The sequence below is a fragment of the uncultured Stenotrophomonas sp. genome, from assembly GCF_963519125.1.
Classification (GTDB): Bacteria; Pseudomonadota; Gammaproteobacteria; order Xanthomonadales; family Xanthomonadaceae; genus Stenotrophomonas.
Window position 1 is genome coordinate 97,399 of the sequence record NZ_CAUQLJ010000012.1, and the last position, 14,766, is coordinate 112,164.

The 14,766-nt window shown below is 62.9% G+C and carries 18 protein-coding genes; 13 read left to right on the plus strand and 5 right to left on the minus strand.

Annotated features, from left to right (window positions below; all coding sequences use genetic code 11):
* Positions 1 to 20: 20 nt before the first annotated feature.
* The gene (locus tag RYM47_RS12180; RefSeq protein ID WP_315388201.1) at positions 21 to 2,204 is read left to right on the plus strand and encodes a fimbria/pilus outer membrane usher protein; all 2,184 of its coding nucleotides are present in this window, start codon (positions 21 to 23) and stop codon (positions 2,202 to 2,204) included.
* Positions 2,205 to 2,499: 295 nt separating this feature from the next.
* On the opposite strand, the gene RYM47_RS12185 is transcribed toward RYM47_RS12180, so the two are convergent.
* Both RYM47_RS12185 and RYM47_RS12190 read right to left on the minus strand, forming a co-directional pair.
* Complete coding sequence (locus tag RYM47_RS12185; protein ID WP_315388204.1) at positions 2,500 to 2,643, minus strand: hypothetical protein; 144 nt, start codon at positions 2,641 to 2,643, stop codon at positions 2,500 to 2,502.
* A gap of 229 nt (positions 2,644 to 2,872) precedes the next feature.
* Positions 2,873 to 4,561: a PAS domain S-box protein gene (locus RYM47_RS12190; RefSeq protein WP_315388206.1), complete on the minus strand. Its 1,689-nt coding sequence runs from the start codon at positions 4,559 to 4,561 to the stop codon at positions 2,873 to 2,875.
* A 531-nt stretch (positions 4,562 to 5,092) separates the two neighbouring features.
* Here RYM47_RS12190 and RYM47_RS12195 point away from each other — a divergent pair.
* The 8 genes from RYM47_RS12195 to RYM47_RS12230 all read left to right on the plus strand — a co-directional run bounded on the left by RYM47_RS12195 (position 5,093) and on the right by RYM47_RS12230 (position 9,110).
* A complete protein-coding gene (locus RYM47_RS12195; protein WP_315388208.1) occupies positions 5,093 to 5,992 on the plus strand; it encodes a hypothetical protein in 900 nt (299 codons plus the stop codon).
* 361 nt (positions 5,993 to 6,353) lie between these two features.
* The gene (locus tag RYM47_RS12200) at positions 6,354 to 6,740 is read left to right on the plus strand and encodes an H-NS family nucleoid-associated regulatory protein (protein WP_057502459.1); all 387 of its coding nucleotides are present in this window, start codon (positions 6,354 to 6,356) and stop codon (positions 6,738 to 6,740) included.
* A gap of 383 nt (positions 6,741 to 7,123) precedes the next feature.
* Complete coding sequence (locus RYM47_RS12205; RefSeq protein WP_049451917.1) at positions 7,124 to 7,309, plus strand: hypothetical protein; 186 nt, start codon at positions 7,124 to 7,126, stop codon at positions 7,307 to 7,309.
* Positions 7,296 to 7,514 carry a hypothetical protein gene (locus RYM47_RS12210; protein WP_315388213.1) on the plus strand — a complete coding sequence of 73 codons (219 nt, stop codon included), beginning with the start codon at positions 7,296 to 7,298 and terminating at the stop codon, positions 7,512 to 7,514. Before RYM47_RS12205 ends, RYM47_RS12210 begins: the two co-directional genes overlap by 14 nt.
* Before the next feature lie 40 nt (positions 7,515 to 7,554).
* Complete coding sequence (locus tag RYM47_RS12215; protein ID WP_040008402.1) at positions 7,555 to 7,794, plus strand: hypothetical protein; 240 nt, start codon at positions 7,555 to 7,557, stop codon at positions 7,792 to 7,794.
* Entirely contained in the window at positions 7,791 to 8,165 is a 375-nt protein-coding gene (locus RYM47_RS12220) for a hypothetical protein (protein WP_049419324.1), read from the plus strand. The genes RYM47_RS12215 and RYM47_RS12220 overlap by 4 nt, the downstream gene beginning before the upstream one ends.
* Positions 8,166 to 8,636: 471 nt before the next feature.
* Entirely contained in the window at positions 8,637 to 8,888 is a 252-nt protein-coding gene (locus RYM47_RS12225; protein WP_049419319.1) for a hypothetical protein, read from the plus strand.
* 36 nt (positions 8,889 to 8,924) lie between these two features.
* A complete protein-coding gene (locus tag RYM47_RS12230; protein WP_008268538.1) occupies positions 8,925 to 9,110 on the plus strand; it encodes a hypothetical protein in 186 nt (61 codons plus the stop codon).
* Positions 9,111 to 9,326: 216 nt separating this feature from the next.
* On the opposite strand, the gene RYM47_RS12235 is transcribed toward RYM47_RS12230, so the two are convergent.
* Both RYM47_RS12235 and RYM47_RS12240 read right to left on the minus strand, forming a co-directional pair.
* Positions 9,327 to 9,638, minus strand: a complete 312-nt coding sequence (locus tag RYM47_RS12235) for a hypothetical protein (RefSeq protein ID WP_140222682.1) — start codon at positions 9,636 to 9,638, stop codon at positions 9,327 to 9,329.
* A gap of 27 nt (positions 9,639 to 9,665) precedes the next feature.
* Positions 9,666 to 10,022, minus strand: a complete 357-nt coding sequence (locus RYM47_RS12240) for a helix-turn-helix transcriptional regulator (protein ID WP_049419313.1) — start codon at positions 10,020 to 10,022, stop codon at positions 9,666 to 9,668.
* A gap of 106 nt (positions 10,023 to 10,128) precedes the next feature.
* On the opposite strand from RYM47_RS12240, the gene RYM47_RS12245 reads away from it, so the two are divergent.
* From RYM47_RS12245 to RYM47_RS12260, 4 genes are all read left to right on the plus strand, one after another.
* Positions 10,129 to 10,947, plus strand: a complete 819-nt coding sequence (locus RYM47_RS12245; protein ID WP_315388227.1) for a hypothetical protein — start codon at positions 10,129 to 10,131, stop codon at positions 10,945 to 10,947.
* A gap of 1 nt (position 10,948) precedes the next feature.
* Positions 10,949 to 11,332, plus strand: coding sequence for a hypothetical protein (locus RYM47_RS12250; RefSeq protein WP_266192618.1), 384 nt, complete (start codon positions 10,949 to 10,951; stop codon positions 11,330 to 11,332).
* 74 nt (positions 11,333 to 11,406) lie between these two features.
* On the plus strand, positions 11,407 to 11,901 hold the full coding sequence (locus RYM47_RS12255; RefSeq protein ID WP_224119381.1) for a hypothetical protein: 495 nt from the start codon (positions 11,407 to 11,409) through the stop codon (positions 11,899 to 11,901).
* 170 nt (positions 11,902 to 12,071) lie between these two features.
* Positions 12,072 to 12,689 (plus strand): hypothetical protein, encoded by a 618-nt coding sequence (locus RYM47_RS12260; RefSeq protein ID WP_140222680.1) that lies wholly within the window; start codon positions 12,072 to 12,074, stop codon positions 12,687 to 12,689.
* Between the two features lie 35 nt (positions 12,690 to 12,724).
* Here RYM47_RS12260 and RYM47_RS12265 read toward each other — a convergent pair whose 3' ends face one another.
* A complete protein-coding gene (locus RYM47_RS12265; protein WP_315388233.1) occupies positions 12,725 to 14,638 on the minus strand; it encodes a type 4 pilus major pilin in 1,914 nt (637 codons plus the stop codon).
* Positions 14,639 to 14,766 lie beyond the last annotated feature (128 nt).

A 14,766-nucleotide genomic window follows, 5' to 3' on the forward strand; every position in this document is an offset into this window, starting at 1 on the left:
ACGTGCGGCGGGGAAGCGTCTTGGGCCTTGCGCTGGCCCTGTCCATCGGCAGCGCGCACGCGGCCATTCCAGACGGGGTGGAGCCCGTGCTTGCAGCGCCCATCCTGGCCAACGGCCAGCCCGCCAAGGACCCCGTGGTGCTCTGGCAGCAGAACGGGGCTTGGGTCGCGGAAGCCACGACTTGGCAGCAGTTCGGCGTGACCCTTCGCCCGGGCGAAGAGGGGCAGGACCTGACTGACCAAGCCTTGGGCGTCACGGTGGCTTACAACCCCCAGAACGCCACGGTCCAACTCACCATCCCCGCCGACCGCAAGCCAGCCCAGCAGCTCACCCGACGCGGCACCTCGGCTTCCCAGGTCTCGCCGGCCATCGGGGGCGTCTTGGTCAACTACAACCTCGCCACCCAGATTGCAGGCGGCCAACAAGCGACGTCCTTGGCACTGGACGCGCGCACCGGAGGGCGTTGGGGCGTGGTCTCCACCACCGGGCAGGTCAACCAATCCCCCAACGGGTTTGGCATGCGCCGCGGCATGACCGCCTGGCAGAAAGACGACCTGCAGCGCCAACTGGCTTGGCAAGCCGGCGATGTCTACGCCACGCCCCGCATCGGCCCGGTGGCGCTGGGCGGCATTCGCCTCGCGAAGGACCCGGCAGCGCTGGATCCGCTCACGCCGACGTGGCCCGTCCCGACCTTGGGGGGCATCGCGTTGGATCCGGGGCAGGTCAAGGTCCTGTCCAACCAGGCCGAAATCACACGCCAAGACGTCAACGCCGGCCCCTTCACCGTGGACGGGCGAAACGTGGCCTTGGGGGCCAGCCAAACGGCCGTGGTGGTGCGAGACGCCTACGGCCGCGAGACCGCCGTTTCCACTGCACGCCTCTACGTTGGCCCAACCCTGCTGCGTCCCGGCCTCTCCGCTTGGGAAATCGCGGCCGGACAAGTCCGCGAAGACGAAAACCGCTACGGCACGGCCGGCGTCAGCGCGTCGTGGGCCAAGGGCATCAACGACCGCTGGACCATCCGAGGTGGTGGTCAGGTGGACGAGAACGGCAAGGGCAACGTCACCGTGGGCTCCACCTGGGCCCCGCGCACTTGGGGCGTTTTCGATGGCGAGGTGGGCCGCTCAAGCGACGGCGGGACGCGCTGGGCTGCCGCCTACGACTACCGAGGGCCCAGTTTTGGCGTGCGATTGGAACACGAAGAAAACGACGGGTTCTGGCGATTGCAGGGCGAAACGGCGCTGCCCATCGCCTCGCGCACCCAAGCCAGCATTTCCTACCGCCCGGATCGCCGCTTCACCGTGCGCGGCACCTACAGCGCCATCGACACGGGGCGCTCTCGCCTGGCCTTCGCTTCGTTGGGCGTGAGCGCGAACATGGGTGCCGCGGGCCAGGTGTCTGCCAACGTGCTCCGAGACCTCCAAGGAGACGATCTCCAAGTGTCCGCCAGCTACACCTACCGCTTCGGCAGCAAGGCCAGCGTGGGCGTGCGCGCCCGCCAAGCTCCAGGCCAAGACTCGCTGACCACCCGAGCGACCTACCGCACCGAGGGCGGCGTTCGCTTGGCCGCGGAGCACACCGACGGCGACCTGCGCAGCACCCGGGCCACGGCGGATGCCATGACCCGTTACGGCGACGCCCGGATCATGCTGGACCGCTACGACGGGCAAACCCAGGTGGCGGCCAACTTCTCCGGCTCCGTGTTCCTGGACCACCGCGGCGTGGCTTTCGGGCGTCCGGCCTACGCCAGCTATGCGGTCGTGGACGTGCCGGGCCAGGCGGGCTTGCCGGTGCGGGTCAACGGAGCGCCGGTCGGCCAGACCAACAAGCAAGGCCGCGTCTTGGTGACCGACGTTCCCTCCTTGCTGCCCACCACGGTGAGCCTCAAAGACAAAGACCTGCCCGTGGGCGTGGAGATCGGGGAGACCGAAAAGCAATCCGTGGCCCCCCGCCAAGGCGGCGTGCGGGTGACCTTCCCCGTGCTGACCCAGAACGCCCGGGCCTTCACCCTGACAGGGGCCAGCATCGCGCCGGGCACCTTGGCATCTACGCCGAACGAACAAGCAATGGTGGGCTACGACGGAGCGCTCTACTTGGAGCACCCCGAGCCGGGGATGGCCGTCGAGGTGTTGGGCGTGTGCAAAGCGGTGCTGCCGTCGCCCCTACCGGGCGTGGACGAAGTGGCGAAGTTAAGGTGCAACTAGCCGCTCAGGTCTCCCTCGCGAGTGGGCGGCACCCCTAGCACCCTTGCCTTTGCAGCAATGACTGCGCAAACGGTCGACCCACAAGCTGGGCAAACCGCAGGCTTGAGAAGCCTCTCTGGCAAGATAGGAACGATGGCCTCGCATTCGCAGCGCAGCCCTAGGGCTTCGACCTTCTGCACCCGCCGCTCCGGGTCCCGCTTGATGGCCAAATAGCTCGAGTTGCACTTGGTATTCGGGCAGAAAACGGGCTTGTCCCCCGCTTGCTCGGCCGGGCCGAGAATGAGCACATGGCCGCTCACCCGTCCTTTGAGTCGTGGACAGTTGAACCGTCTTGGTCGTGCGCCGGGCGCTTATGAGGCTCCTCAATGATTTCCTTGTTGAGGATGCGAACCTCACCCACCATCAGCAGGCGCATGTCGCGCACGATGTAGTCGGCCAACGCCTCATTGGTGATGTCGTCACCGGCGATGTCCAGCCGGAAGCCTTGGCCCTGAATCCCGCCCCGTTGCTGAAATCAATCTCGAAATCAAAGCACACCCGCTTATCCATGTTGCCCTCTCCATCGGTGAGATTGGGCGGCACTGAAGGGCCGCTTGCTACGCTAAAGGCGATCATCGGCGTAAGGGGGCAGCCCACAACTGGCCCCATGCCCGGATCTGAGGGCAGGCTCACTGCCGTTCCCGCTTTCGGCGGTCGTAGAGTTTCATGTCTGCGCGATTGATGGTATCGGCCACCGATTCCGAGGGCCGACCAATGGCGCAACCGCCGGAAAAGCGGATCGGTGCCTCGCCGGCGCGCTCGTGGTAGGTGTCCTCCAACACGCTCAGCCGTTCCAACGTCGCATCGGGGACGAACACGAGGAACTCGTCGCCCCCGAGCCGAACCACCGCTTCCTCGCCTTGGAGCGGGGCGGACAGGAAAGCCACGAAGTCGACCAGCACCTTGTCGCCTTGGGCGTGGCCTTGGGTGTCGTTGACTTCTTTGAAGTGGTCCAAGTCAAACACCAGACAGCCCCACCCATCGAACTGCTGGTGGGCCAGATCGGCCAAGTAGCGACGGTTGAACGCTCGGGTGAGCGGGTCGCGGGTCGCCAAGTCGTGGAGCTGCTGCTCTTGGATGTGTTGAGTCGTGATGTCTTGCGCGTGGCCCAGCACGTAGGGCGGTTGGGCTTCTGTGTCCAGCACGTTGTGATACGCCCAGAAGCGGCGCGATCCGTCGCGGGCCACCACCTCCATCATGCCCGAGTCGCTCTCGTTTTCCCGGATGCGATCCAAGTAAGCCTTGAACGCGTCCTGCTTGCTCTGGGGAATGAGCTCGGCCAGCGATCGGCCGACGACGTCACCCTCCGAGAGACCCAGTGAGTGCGAGGCCGCAGGGTTGACCGACGTGACCGTCCCGTCCAAGGAATGCGTGCAGATGAGGCCGAGGCTGTGTTGGAACAGCCTGCGGTAGCGTGCCTCGCTATGCGCCAAGGCCTCGACCGCCGCCCGTTGTTCCGTCACGTCCTGGATCGCGCCGATCAATCGGGCACCGGTTTCGGTCTCTTCCCGCTGGCCCACCACGTGGACCCACGTGCGCTCCCCCGAAAGCTTGCTGGACGGAAGGGTCAAATCGATGGGCACACCCGATGAGATACAGTCTTCCAGGGCGGCCTCCAGCCGCTGCCGTGCGCCTTCCGGATACAGGGCAATCGCCGTGTCCAGGCCGGGCACCGCGTCGTCAGAGACGCCATGGATCCTCCGGGTCTCCTTGGTCCATTTGACTTCTCCAGTTCCAAGCACCAGCTCCCACCCGCCAACCTTGGCCAGTGCATTGGTGCGCTCCAGAAAGAACTGGCTTCTCTGAAAACGCCGTTGCAAGGCCTGGGACTCGGTGACCCGCTCAAGAAGGCGAGCGCGCTGCTGCATGCCGACTGCGGCGGCCTGGGCCAAGCATGACAGGGCTGCTCCCTGCTCCGCTGAGATCGTTCCCGGGTTTGGGCTGAGCAGGCAAAGCGTTCCCACGTTCTGACCATTGGCGCTGATGGGCGCGCCGACGTAGTGGCGGACGAAAGGAGGACCCAAGACCAACGGGTTGGTCGAAAAGCGGGCGTCCTGGGCGGCGTCTGCCACCTCAAACAGCTCATCGGACTGGATGGCCCAGGTGCAGAAGGAAATGTCGCGGGGCGTCTCGTCCACGCCGGGAAGGCCTACTTGGGCCTTGAACCATTGGCGGTCCCCGTCCACCAAGGAGATCAGGGCGATCGGCATGCCCGTCATGTTCCGCGCGGCGCGGGTCAGGGCGTCGAAAAAGGGCTCCGGGTCGGAATCCAATATACGCAATCCCCCTAGTGCAGCAAGGCGTTCGGACTCGGCCATCGGTCACCTTCATCATGTAGGGTTACCGCGATAGATTATTCAGATCCTGCGTCTGGGGCCGGTGAACGCCAGGCTGAGTGGCGGATCGGGCCGCCGCCCCACAAGGCAACGCTTAGACAGCGTTGCCCCCCTATGCCGGCTACGACGACGGCTTGGGGCCCTTGGCCATGAGGTAGCGACAGCCACCCGAATCATCCGTGAGTCGCTTGGGCAACCTCAAGGACGCTGAGAGAAGCCTCAAGCCTCCCATGGACCACTTGAGTGGCCCGGCACGCGGAGCCAGGGCGCGATGACATGGGCCCAGTTCGCGGTGCCTTGGGTTTTTGTGGACCGCTTCGCGGATTCGATATTTAGTCAAACGCCGACGGGTGGCTGCATCTTGCAAACGTCAGATTTCGATCAAGGATGAATGTATTGAACATTCTGACGGGAGGGTTTTATGCGGTTGATGTGGGAAGCCGAAAGGCGTCTTGGATGGTCGGCTGATTTGCGGCCGAATGCGGTGACGTCGGCAGAGAGGGGAGTGTTCTGATGCCGCGTCTTATCAAGCCTCAATCCCCGCAGCGCCTTCCCAAGGTCTTGCTTCCGGAGGCCATGCACCAAGCGCTCCAAGTGCAAGCCAGCAGTGCAGGCGTGACCATCGCCGAAGCCGTGCGCCAAGTGCTGACCGATGCGATCACCAAGCCTTTATCCCCGTCGCAAGGCCAGGTGCTTGGGCCTCGCATCGCGTTGGCTCCGGTGTCGGCCCCAGCAGAGTTGGTGGCGAGGTTGAAGTCTAGGGCATGGATGGAACAGGTCAGCGTGGCCGAAATAGTGCGGCGGGCGTTGAACGATTTCCTGACTGTGCCAGCACCCGTGGTGGTGCCCGTGTGCGACAAGGTCCTGGCTTGGGGACACTACATCCACGGTCGCCAGTGGAAGCACCCGAAAACCCTCCGGGCCTTGTTTGAAAGTCGGCTCATCCTGCACCCGGCTGATCCGTCTGACGACACCGCAAGCGCTTGGAACTGGGTCAAGGCATGCTTGCCAGCGCAAGTGTGGACGCGCATGGAGGCTCCAACCCCAGCAGAGCTTGAGCGGGTCATACAGACCAATACGAAGGCCCGGGAAGCTTTGCTTGCTCCACGCCTGGAGCTATCCGAGGGAGAGGCGGGGCGATGCTTTGACGTGCAGTTGATCGCCGGACTGGCCATGACCGTCGCCCGGAAGGGATGGCCAGAGGGGCCATTGATGCATGGCGCGTATGGCCGCCACTGGATCATCGAATCGACCGCGAGAAAGAGGGAAGATATCCTTTTGCAGGACATCGGATTGCGTGTCTGGGCCGAGACGATGGCCATGAAGGCCAATCGCGCCACCCAGCAGTCTGCATCCGATGAGACACGGGGCTCCGAAGGGTTCTTGGTGACGCACGAGGTGGGGAACTGCTGAAGCCGTTCCTGGGCGGGCGGTTTAAGAACGGCAACATCCACGTCATCTTCCACAAGCACGCCTTGCACCTGGTTGACCGCCTGAACGCCCGGATCGCGGGACCGCTGCCCAAGGCTTTGCCGGCGCCCGGTAGCCCCTGGACATTGCGGCATTGCATGGTGGAACGTGGAGGTGGGCACGGCCGGTCCCCTGAACCGCCAAGGGCTTGCTCCAGTGGCCGGCGGAAGGCATGCCCTCAGTGACTTTTGAGGGTGAAGCCCCGTGGCAGTCGCCACTGGAGAGCCGGGGTTGGGCCGTTGAGGGTTTACAGTAATCTCGCAAAACGGCAGGATCGGGGTTTGACCAACCCCAAGGGAAAGCCGTGGCACTTACGCTTGAACAAATCCGAAAGAAAAAGGCCGAGGCCGAGGCCTTGCTGGCCGAAATGGAAAAAGCCGAAAGCGAAGCGGTCGCCGCTGAAGCCGGGGCCAGCTTTGCAGGAGTCTATGAGACCTTGCAGCAGTTTGGGCAGCATTACACAACGAAGCAGAAGAACGATCTGAAGGCGCTGCTTGAGCCACGCAAGGCGGTTTCCGCGAGCGCCGGCATCAGTCGCGCCCCGAAGTTCCAGATCCCGGACGGCACCACCTGGGCTGGCACTGGCCGTCAGCCGAAGGCCTTCCTTGCGTGGGCCGAAACCGCTGAAGGCAAGGCGTGGAAAAAGAAGCACCCGGACCAGGAATGGCCGGCGCACCCGTTCAAGGCCTGATTGCCCTTGAGCGTTGCAGACAGAGCCCCGGGAAACCGGGGCTTTTTTTTGAGCGAGGGGTTGGAGGCAAAGAGCAAAAGCGGCTAAAGCAAGAGCCGGCGGCGCTGCCGCCGAGTCTGGGGAGTGAAAGGCGGCGAAAAGCGGCAACGGCTTCCGCCGTGCCATGGGCTTTACGGGAAGTGTGATGTGATGCAAAGGTTTCCTAAAACTGCTTTTGCCCCGTCAATCTTGAACTTTAGCTAAGAAATGATCGGATAAACCTATTGCGATTTGTTTCTGCTGCCCTAATCTGGATTTGTAAAGATGAGATAACTCCTTTCTATAAATCGGGATTTAGACATGGGTATTCAAGCTATTGCTTACGACAAGTCGGAGCGCTTCTGATGAGATGGAAGTTCGTAAGGCAGACCGTGGTTCCCGGGCGCATCTATGGCTTCAAAGAAGGGGTGTTTGTCGTGGTGAATGAAGATTTCACCGACTCTTGGAACATGGTTTTTTCAAAGGGCGGGGCAGAAGAGAAGGCCAAGCAATACGCTGCGGAGAGGAACGCGAATAATGGGCTTGCTTGAACGCCGCCGCCGCTACTTTGCCTACGAGCGCCGCTCGGGTGGTCAGTGCTACTTCGACAAGAACATGCACGCCCATCTCCAGCGGTATCCCCACACCATCGGCCATTACCAGCTCACGCGCTTCCTGGGCACCTCCGCGTTGCTGACCGCTGAAGAGGCGGCCGCCCAGGGCTGGATGGCCAAGCCCAGCCGGAGGACCGCATGAGAAGGCGCTACGTCCTCTGGCCCTCACAAGCAGGGTTCGAATGAAAGAGTTGATTGAAATCGAGAACGCCGGTTACCGCCACCGGGTCAAATACATGTGCGACTCAGAAGATGGCTTTGGCGTAGTGACTCGCCAGGAATACAGCTACCTCAAAGATGGGATTGTGGTCTGGAGTCAAGAGTTTCCGGCGGGCGTTTCGTTTCGCGAGATGGCCCTCGTTTTTATGGATTCGGGGTTGTATGTAAGAGCAGACCTGAAGGAGAAGAGGAGGAGCGGATGAGCCGCTACACGCTACAACCCAAGCGGAACAACATGCCACTTGTGGAGACCATCCACGAAACGTGGATTGACGCGCCTAGCAAAGCCGCGTTTCAAGCCCTGGCCGCCGCGCAAGGCCTGAGCATGCGCGCTGCACTGGCCCAGCTCATCGAGCAACACGCCCAGATTCGAGAACCGTTTTCCCCTCGACGCCCCACGCCTTGGACCGGAGAGGCGGCGAAGGGGCGAGAGCGCTACAAAACCGCGCTCCCCAGTGTGCAGGTGGCTCCCCAGGTCGCCATGGCCCTGCTCATCGACGCCAACCGAATCGGCATTCGTCAGCCAGAAGCCGTTCGCCAGTTGGTCTGGCGATGCATCCAATCCAGCGCCTGACGAATCGGACTGCCTTTTGCGGGCATGGGGCCAAGGACAGCCACGCGGACGCTGGGGCGGAAGCCCCGGCCCTGGGCCTTTCCTCCCCGAAGGGGGCTTTTCAGGCGCGGCCCCGGGCCGCGTTCTTTTGAGATCTAGGAGAGAGAAGGCAACGGCAAAAGTGGCTCAAAGCAAAAGCGCATTGGGGGAAGGGCGGGGGGCGGGGTTTCTGCCGGCCCCAGCGCTGGGCGGGAAATGTGAGGTGTTTCAGGGTTTTTGTGTTTTCTGCGGTTGCCCGTCAGTTTTGTGTTTTAGTCAGAAAAATGTAGGGTTAATCTATTGCGAAAAGTTGGTTTTCTTTTACCTTGAGATCAGAGAAGGGCGCCGATGCTCTTTAACCAAAGGAAACCCCATGTTGACGTTCTTTGCTTTTTGCCTCTTGGCTGGATTGGTCGCCGGACTGGCCATTGCTGACCGACTGGATGCGCTCTGATGAATACCCGCAGCCAAACCCAAGCGCCCGCCCGGTCCTCCGTCGCCACCACCTCAGCGCTCCTGCGATTCCTGTTCGACGCCATGTCGGGGATGGGGGCGGCCAAGCTGGGATGGGAGATGGTCACCGACCCCAAGGCCAAGCTGTCGGACATCGCCCTCGGCGTGCCGCTTTGCCTGGCTCCTCCAACGATTGCGGCCACCTGGGCGCTTTGCTTGTTCGGCATCGCCCAACACCACCAACTTTTTTGAAACCCGAACCCCTGACAACCACGGAGGACCCCGCTCGTGCGCAAACTTTTCAACAAACTGCTCAACATCGCCCTTTTTGGCATGGTTCTGTTCGCCCTGGACCAAGTCCCGGAACGCCTGGATCGCATGTCGCAAACCGCCCAGAACCTGGTTCAGCAGGTGGGCTACTCGGGCCCCATGCAGGGCATCCCCTCGGGCGTGCCAGACGGTTACGAGTTCTGATGACCCCCGCACCCTGGCCATCGTCGGAGCTCGTTCGCCTCGCATGGGCGGCACGCCGGGATCCTCTTGCCCGGCAGCACCTGCTTCAGGCGTTCCAAGAGGGGGCCGATTTCCATTCCCCTCTGTCCAGCAGCGATCTGAACAATGACCTGTTCACATTGGGAGGCAAGTCGGTGATCGTCGTAGGAAGGGGAGCGCTTCAGCGATAGGCTCGTCTCACGTCTCTGAAGGCGCAGCGACGTGCGCGGCAGCCAGGGCGGCCGCCAGATCACGGTTCAGTGCTCGCGCTTCTGCCCGCAGTTCGCTCCAGTTCGGTGTCCCGACCGGGCCTTGGCCACGGACCGACGCGAGCCAAGCATGGGATCGCAGCCTGGTCGCCTCCGCGGCTGGCGTCGAGGGCCTGAGGGCGTCCAACGCTGCCAACTGGATTTCCAGAAGGTTGATGTCCATCAGCGCCTGCAACTGCTCCGGTGCCATCGGGCTTGGCGCATCCCGCCGCAGCCACCAGCGTCGAAGTCGTTTCAGCATGTCTCCTCTTCCCTGAGATCGTTGACGTTACTCGGGAGGATCGATGTCCACGCCGCGGCTCTGGGCGTAATCCCTCACCTTCTTCAGCAGCTCTCGCTGCTGCTCTGGGTCAAGCCGCGACATCACCAACAACGTCTCCGCCATGAGATCGTTGGTGGCATGGAAATAGGCGACCGGCAAGCCCAGCGCTTGGGCCAGCTTTTCCATCGTGGCTGGATCCGGCACCCGATCTCCTCTCTCGTAACGAGAAATCCTGGGAGCGGCGGAGTTCTCCTCGTCCAACCCAAGCACGGCTCCCAACTCTGCTTGCGTCAGGCCCTTGGCCAGCCGGGCCTCGCGTAAGCGGCGGCCAAACGTGTGAGCTGGGGCGAGAGGGGCAGGCATGGGCGATCACGAACCGGGAACAATCCCTCAGTCTGCCGCTTCCCATGCTGCACCGCATTTGCCAAAATGGCAAACAAGGCCATGGTGGCCGGGATCAGGGGGATGCATGAAGCAAGCGATTGCAGCCGTGGCCGTGTGCCTAGCGTTGGCCAGCGGCACCGCCACCGCTCAGCACGGCATTCTGGGAAAGATTGGCAAGGGGTTGATGCAGGCGGGGAAAGATGCAGCCTCCGCGCCTGCGACCAAGCGTTACTTGGAACCCGACGGCACTTATTGGGACGACGGCGACCCTCCGATGCTCGACGGCTACACCCGGATCCGGTGGGGCTTGGCGGCCACCGCGTCGGGTGGTCACAAGATGTGCGAAGAAGACCTCTTTGCCCAAGCCAAGGCCGGCGCGGCGCTGACACCGGCCATGCGGGCCCACTGCATCGGCTCATGGGGGCACCAGTTCAAACGCATAGGCCTGCAGGGCGACCCGGCGTCTGCGTTTGAGGCCAAGGCGCGGCAGATCGCCTCGACCGACGCGTTCTACCTGCGCCCCTATATCGATGTGGAGCTCGACCCCAAGACCAACATTCTCCACGCCTACGTGTTGGTCCTGAACCATGAGTGGTATCCCCGTTCGCCTGACTTTCTTCCGACGGCTGTTGTCGGCCCTTCGCCGTTGGGCAAGGGCAGTGCGGTGGTCGGGGTCGAGCATGGCGGGCGCTACCACGCGGCGCTGCGATTGAAGCCGGAAGACGCAGCCGAACTTCGCCGCGTGGGGCGCGACGCCACGGGGGACCGAATCTTTTTCAAGGTCGTGGAGGGCAGGTTGAAGCCCAACGGCCTGCCCGACATCGTTCTGCAAATCGACCGGCTCGAGATCGGCTACAAGAACCAGGTCATCGGCATCACACCTTCCAAAGACAAGGACGCATGACATGAAGCACACAATGATCGTGGCCGCAGCAGCGGCACTCTTGACCCTGACGGCCTGCTCTGGCGACAAGGGCCCCACGAAGGAGGACGGGGTGAAGGTCGTGGAAGGCTTTTTCACCGAGCAGGGGAGGCAGGCAACCCTCCAGCGCTCTTGGCGGTTTGAAGTGACCGACGCGGGCGGCTTGGATCTCGACTGCGAGAAGAAGCCCAATGGGGATCAAGAATGCATGGTGGGCGGGTCGGTAAAAGCGCAGGGGTCCATCGGTGGCCAGCCCACCAAGCCCGAGCCAAGCACCCTCAAGCCGAAGCTGCGTGCACTGTTCCGCCCGCAGGGCGAGGGCTGGCAAGTGGTCGAAGTGACCGACGAAGGGACGTCTGCGGGCTAAACGGGCCGCAGTCCGCCGCTTGACTGCACGCCGGTCCCGATCAAGCGTGCAGCCATCCAACAGGGGAGGACCATATGAACCGCTATCCGCCGCAGCAAGTTGTGTATGCGCCGCCGGGCCCATCCGCGCTGATCCTCCCTAGCGTCATCTTGGGCCCGTTGGGCCTGGTTGGGCTGGCGGCCGGCCTGGAGGTGATGAAGCGCGACTTCTTCATTGGCCTGGTCTGTTGTGTGCCCGGTGCGCTCGTCTTCGCGTTCTTGGCGTTTTGCCTGGCGCTCCACATCCGGGCTCAGCAGCTCTGGGACTGGCACGTCCGCACGGGGCGGATGCCGTATTTTCGGAAGCACGGCTTCCTGAAAGGGGCGCTGCTCGGGGGCGGATTGGGCGTGGTGACGGTGGTGGCGGCCGCCGTTCTGGGGTTCAAGTATGCGGAGCATCCCCAGTTTGGGGAGATCGCTACCGCAGCGTTTTACTTGGTTTGGCTCTGGGGCGTGCTGTTGATCGGCGTGCTGGCCGTAGTGTTCGGGTGGGTCAAGCGGGCGTGGGATAGAACGGCCCTCCCCAGATGATGCTCTCTGCAACTGGCCGCCTAGTCTGAATGATATATTCGCCTACCTAAGCAGCACCACGCCGGACTTACGACCGCGCCGTTCATTGGGTCAGGAAGACCAGCTGGTGCCGCCTAATGTCATTTGCAACGCGCTTAGGTAAGCGTGCGGGAACTCAATCAGGGGGAGTCATGAAGGTTATCCGAATCGTAGTCTCAGCATTGGCTCTAGTGCCTATTGCATGTTTTGCCAAGGGGCCTATAGGTATTGGAAAGCTTGAGGTTGGAGTGTCGCGCAGCGCCGTTGAGGGCCTTTCGCCCACTGACGGGGTTTACCTTGCCGCTCCTCTGGAGCCTTACGAATACAAACATTCAAGTCCAGTGTCGGGCGAGGATAAGTTTAATACGAAGATCGTCAGTCCTTTGAGTGACCAGCCTCAAGAGGCGGTTCTTACGTTCGTCGCAGGGCAGTTGCAATCGATAAATATTGATCTGGGTGATTCCAATCGGATCGTGGATAGCGTCAAGTCGTTGATCACCAGGAAGTATGGTGAGCCCAAGGTGGACAACTCCATGAAAGAAGAGCAGTGCGTCTACAAGGGCGGGCAGAACTTCAAGGTTTCTTCGGGAGCGATTCGCTACGAGTGGAAGCAGGATCGCCCAAATGCAGAAGCGGTCACAGCTTCGCTGTCGGATGTGGTGATGGACATGTGTCCTTCCAACCTGCGCTATGCGATTGGTGCGATCAAGGTTAAGAGTTTGACGATTGGTATTGCCAAGCCCGAGAAACCAGTGGTGAATCCCTTCTAAGGGCAAATCACCTGTTCTCGGGCTCTAGCTCGATGTCAGGTTGGCCCCCGGCACGTCAACGTAATCTCTTGATAGTCCACCCGCACCGGGTTGTAGAACTGGCGATACCAGTTGAACGCCAAGGTCTGGCCCACGTTGTGCTCGTTGCACGCCGGCAGGCCTTGCTGGGTGCCAAACCCACCGTTGGGCGTGCATCCGGGCTGGCCCGTGCAGGTCGTGTAGGGCGTCGAAGCCACAACCGAGGATGCAGGCCACTCCCAACGATACGGATTGTTGGTCTTGCCCACCAAATCGGACGCGCACGCTTGCCGGCACACGGCCAAGGACGTGCCGCCGCTGGTCCAGTTGTAGTCGCAGTAATGCATGCCCATGTTGGAGACACATTCAAAATCGTAGGAGTAGGCATAACGGATGTTCCCCGCGTCCGAAAGCGTGTTGCATTGCTCTTCGTAAAAAGCCGACTCGCTCACGTTGGCGGGCCAGTTGCCGGGCATCGGTGCGGGCGTCTCCACCCGTTGGATGGGCACGTTGGCGATGGCCCAGTCCAGCTTTGCTTTCTCCGCTGGCGTCAGGCGCACCACCGCATCGGGATACCAGTAAGAAATGCCACTCGAACCCGAGGGGGGCGGCACGTCCTGCCCATCGGCCGTGTGCCACGCCACAACCTGCAAGCTCCCATCGCTGCAGCGAGCAGCCGTGGGCTTGCATGTGTTGACCTCGTTGCGACGCGCCCCTGTATCCACCCAGTTGGACCAGCCGCCATAAGTGGGGCCGGGCAGAGCGGTGGTGCCAAACGGGCAATGGGTAAACACGTCCCTCGACCGCACCTGCTGCCGTTCCCAGGTGTGCGTGCCGGTTTGACCCGACGGGCAGGCTTGCGACGTGGGGAGCCATTGATCGCGTTCCTCACGGGTGGTCCCCGGGCAGGCCTGGCAATCCCTCGTCGTCACGGCCGCCACCGTCTGGGCTTGAACCCACGCCTCGGGATGCTCCCGCGCGGCGTCTGAGTTTGGATCCACGTCGCCGGGAGCGCAGACCTGGCGCGTGCGCACCGTCTCTGTGCCCCACGTGCCCGCCGGACAGCTCGCCCGGGCCGCCGAGCTTTCCGATTGCCGGCACGGCACCAAGGCCGGCGGAGCCGGGGTGGGGACCGGCGTTGGGAGCGGCTGAGGCACCGGAACGCTGGGCGCAACAGGAAGTGGCGGAACCGCCGGGGAAGGAGCAACCCCAGGGCTTGGCGACACGCTCCCAGGAACGCCCGGCACTGCATCGGGCACGCTGGGAGCGGTGGATACGGGGCCAGCCGGTGTCGGCGTTGAAGGGCCAGGGACGGCGGGCGTGGAGGGCAGGGGAAGCGTGGGCACCACGGCGACCGACGACCCGGCGACCAGGCCTGAGTAATAGACGACGTCGACCACGGCCCCATCGGCCCCGCACGCCAATCCCAAGCCGGGGACGTCCAAGCTCCCTCGGTTGCTCAGCAGAACACTGGTGTTGCCCACGATCACGTCCCGCACGTTCACGTCGTCCGCGATGGCGGAGACGAACGGCACGCAGGCCCGCGCAGGAAGCCCAGACAGCCCCACGGTGAAGGCATCTCCTGCCAGGCGCACCGTGGCCGGGGACACGGTCACTGCGCCGCCCCACGCGTTGCTCATGGTCGCTGCGCTGGCCTGGCGGAAGTCGGTGGGGGCCAGCCCATCTTCAAGCACGTTCAACGTGCTGACGCCGCGGAACGAGCCGACGACGCCATGGGACCGATCAACGCGGCTGGCCAGGTCCCGAACGTTCTCGACGTCCGACGCAACCTTCACCCGGGTGGTAACGCGGGGGTAGACCCAAAACGCGGCGGCCCCCATGGCCGTGGCAACCCCCAATGCGAGCAGCAACTCGACCAGGCCAAAGCCTGGGGCGGGAGGACGACGGGAAGGGCGGGCTTGCGGTGTCATGCATTTCAGCATGCGACACAACCGCGTTTTGACAAGCCCTGACGGCAGTTCTTGATTTTAGTCAAAAATCCTTCAAATCAATGGGTTGACATCGGTTGGCGATGTGGTTGGATCGTGGTGTAGGAGCG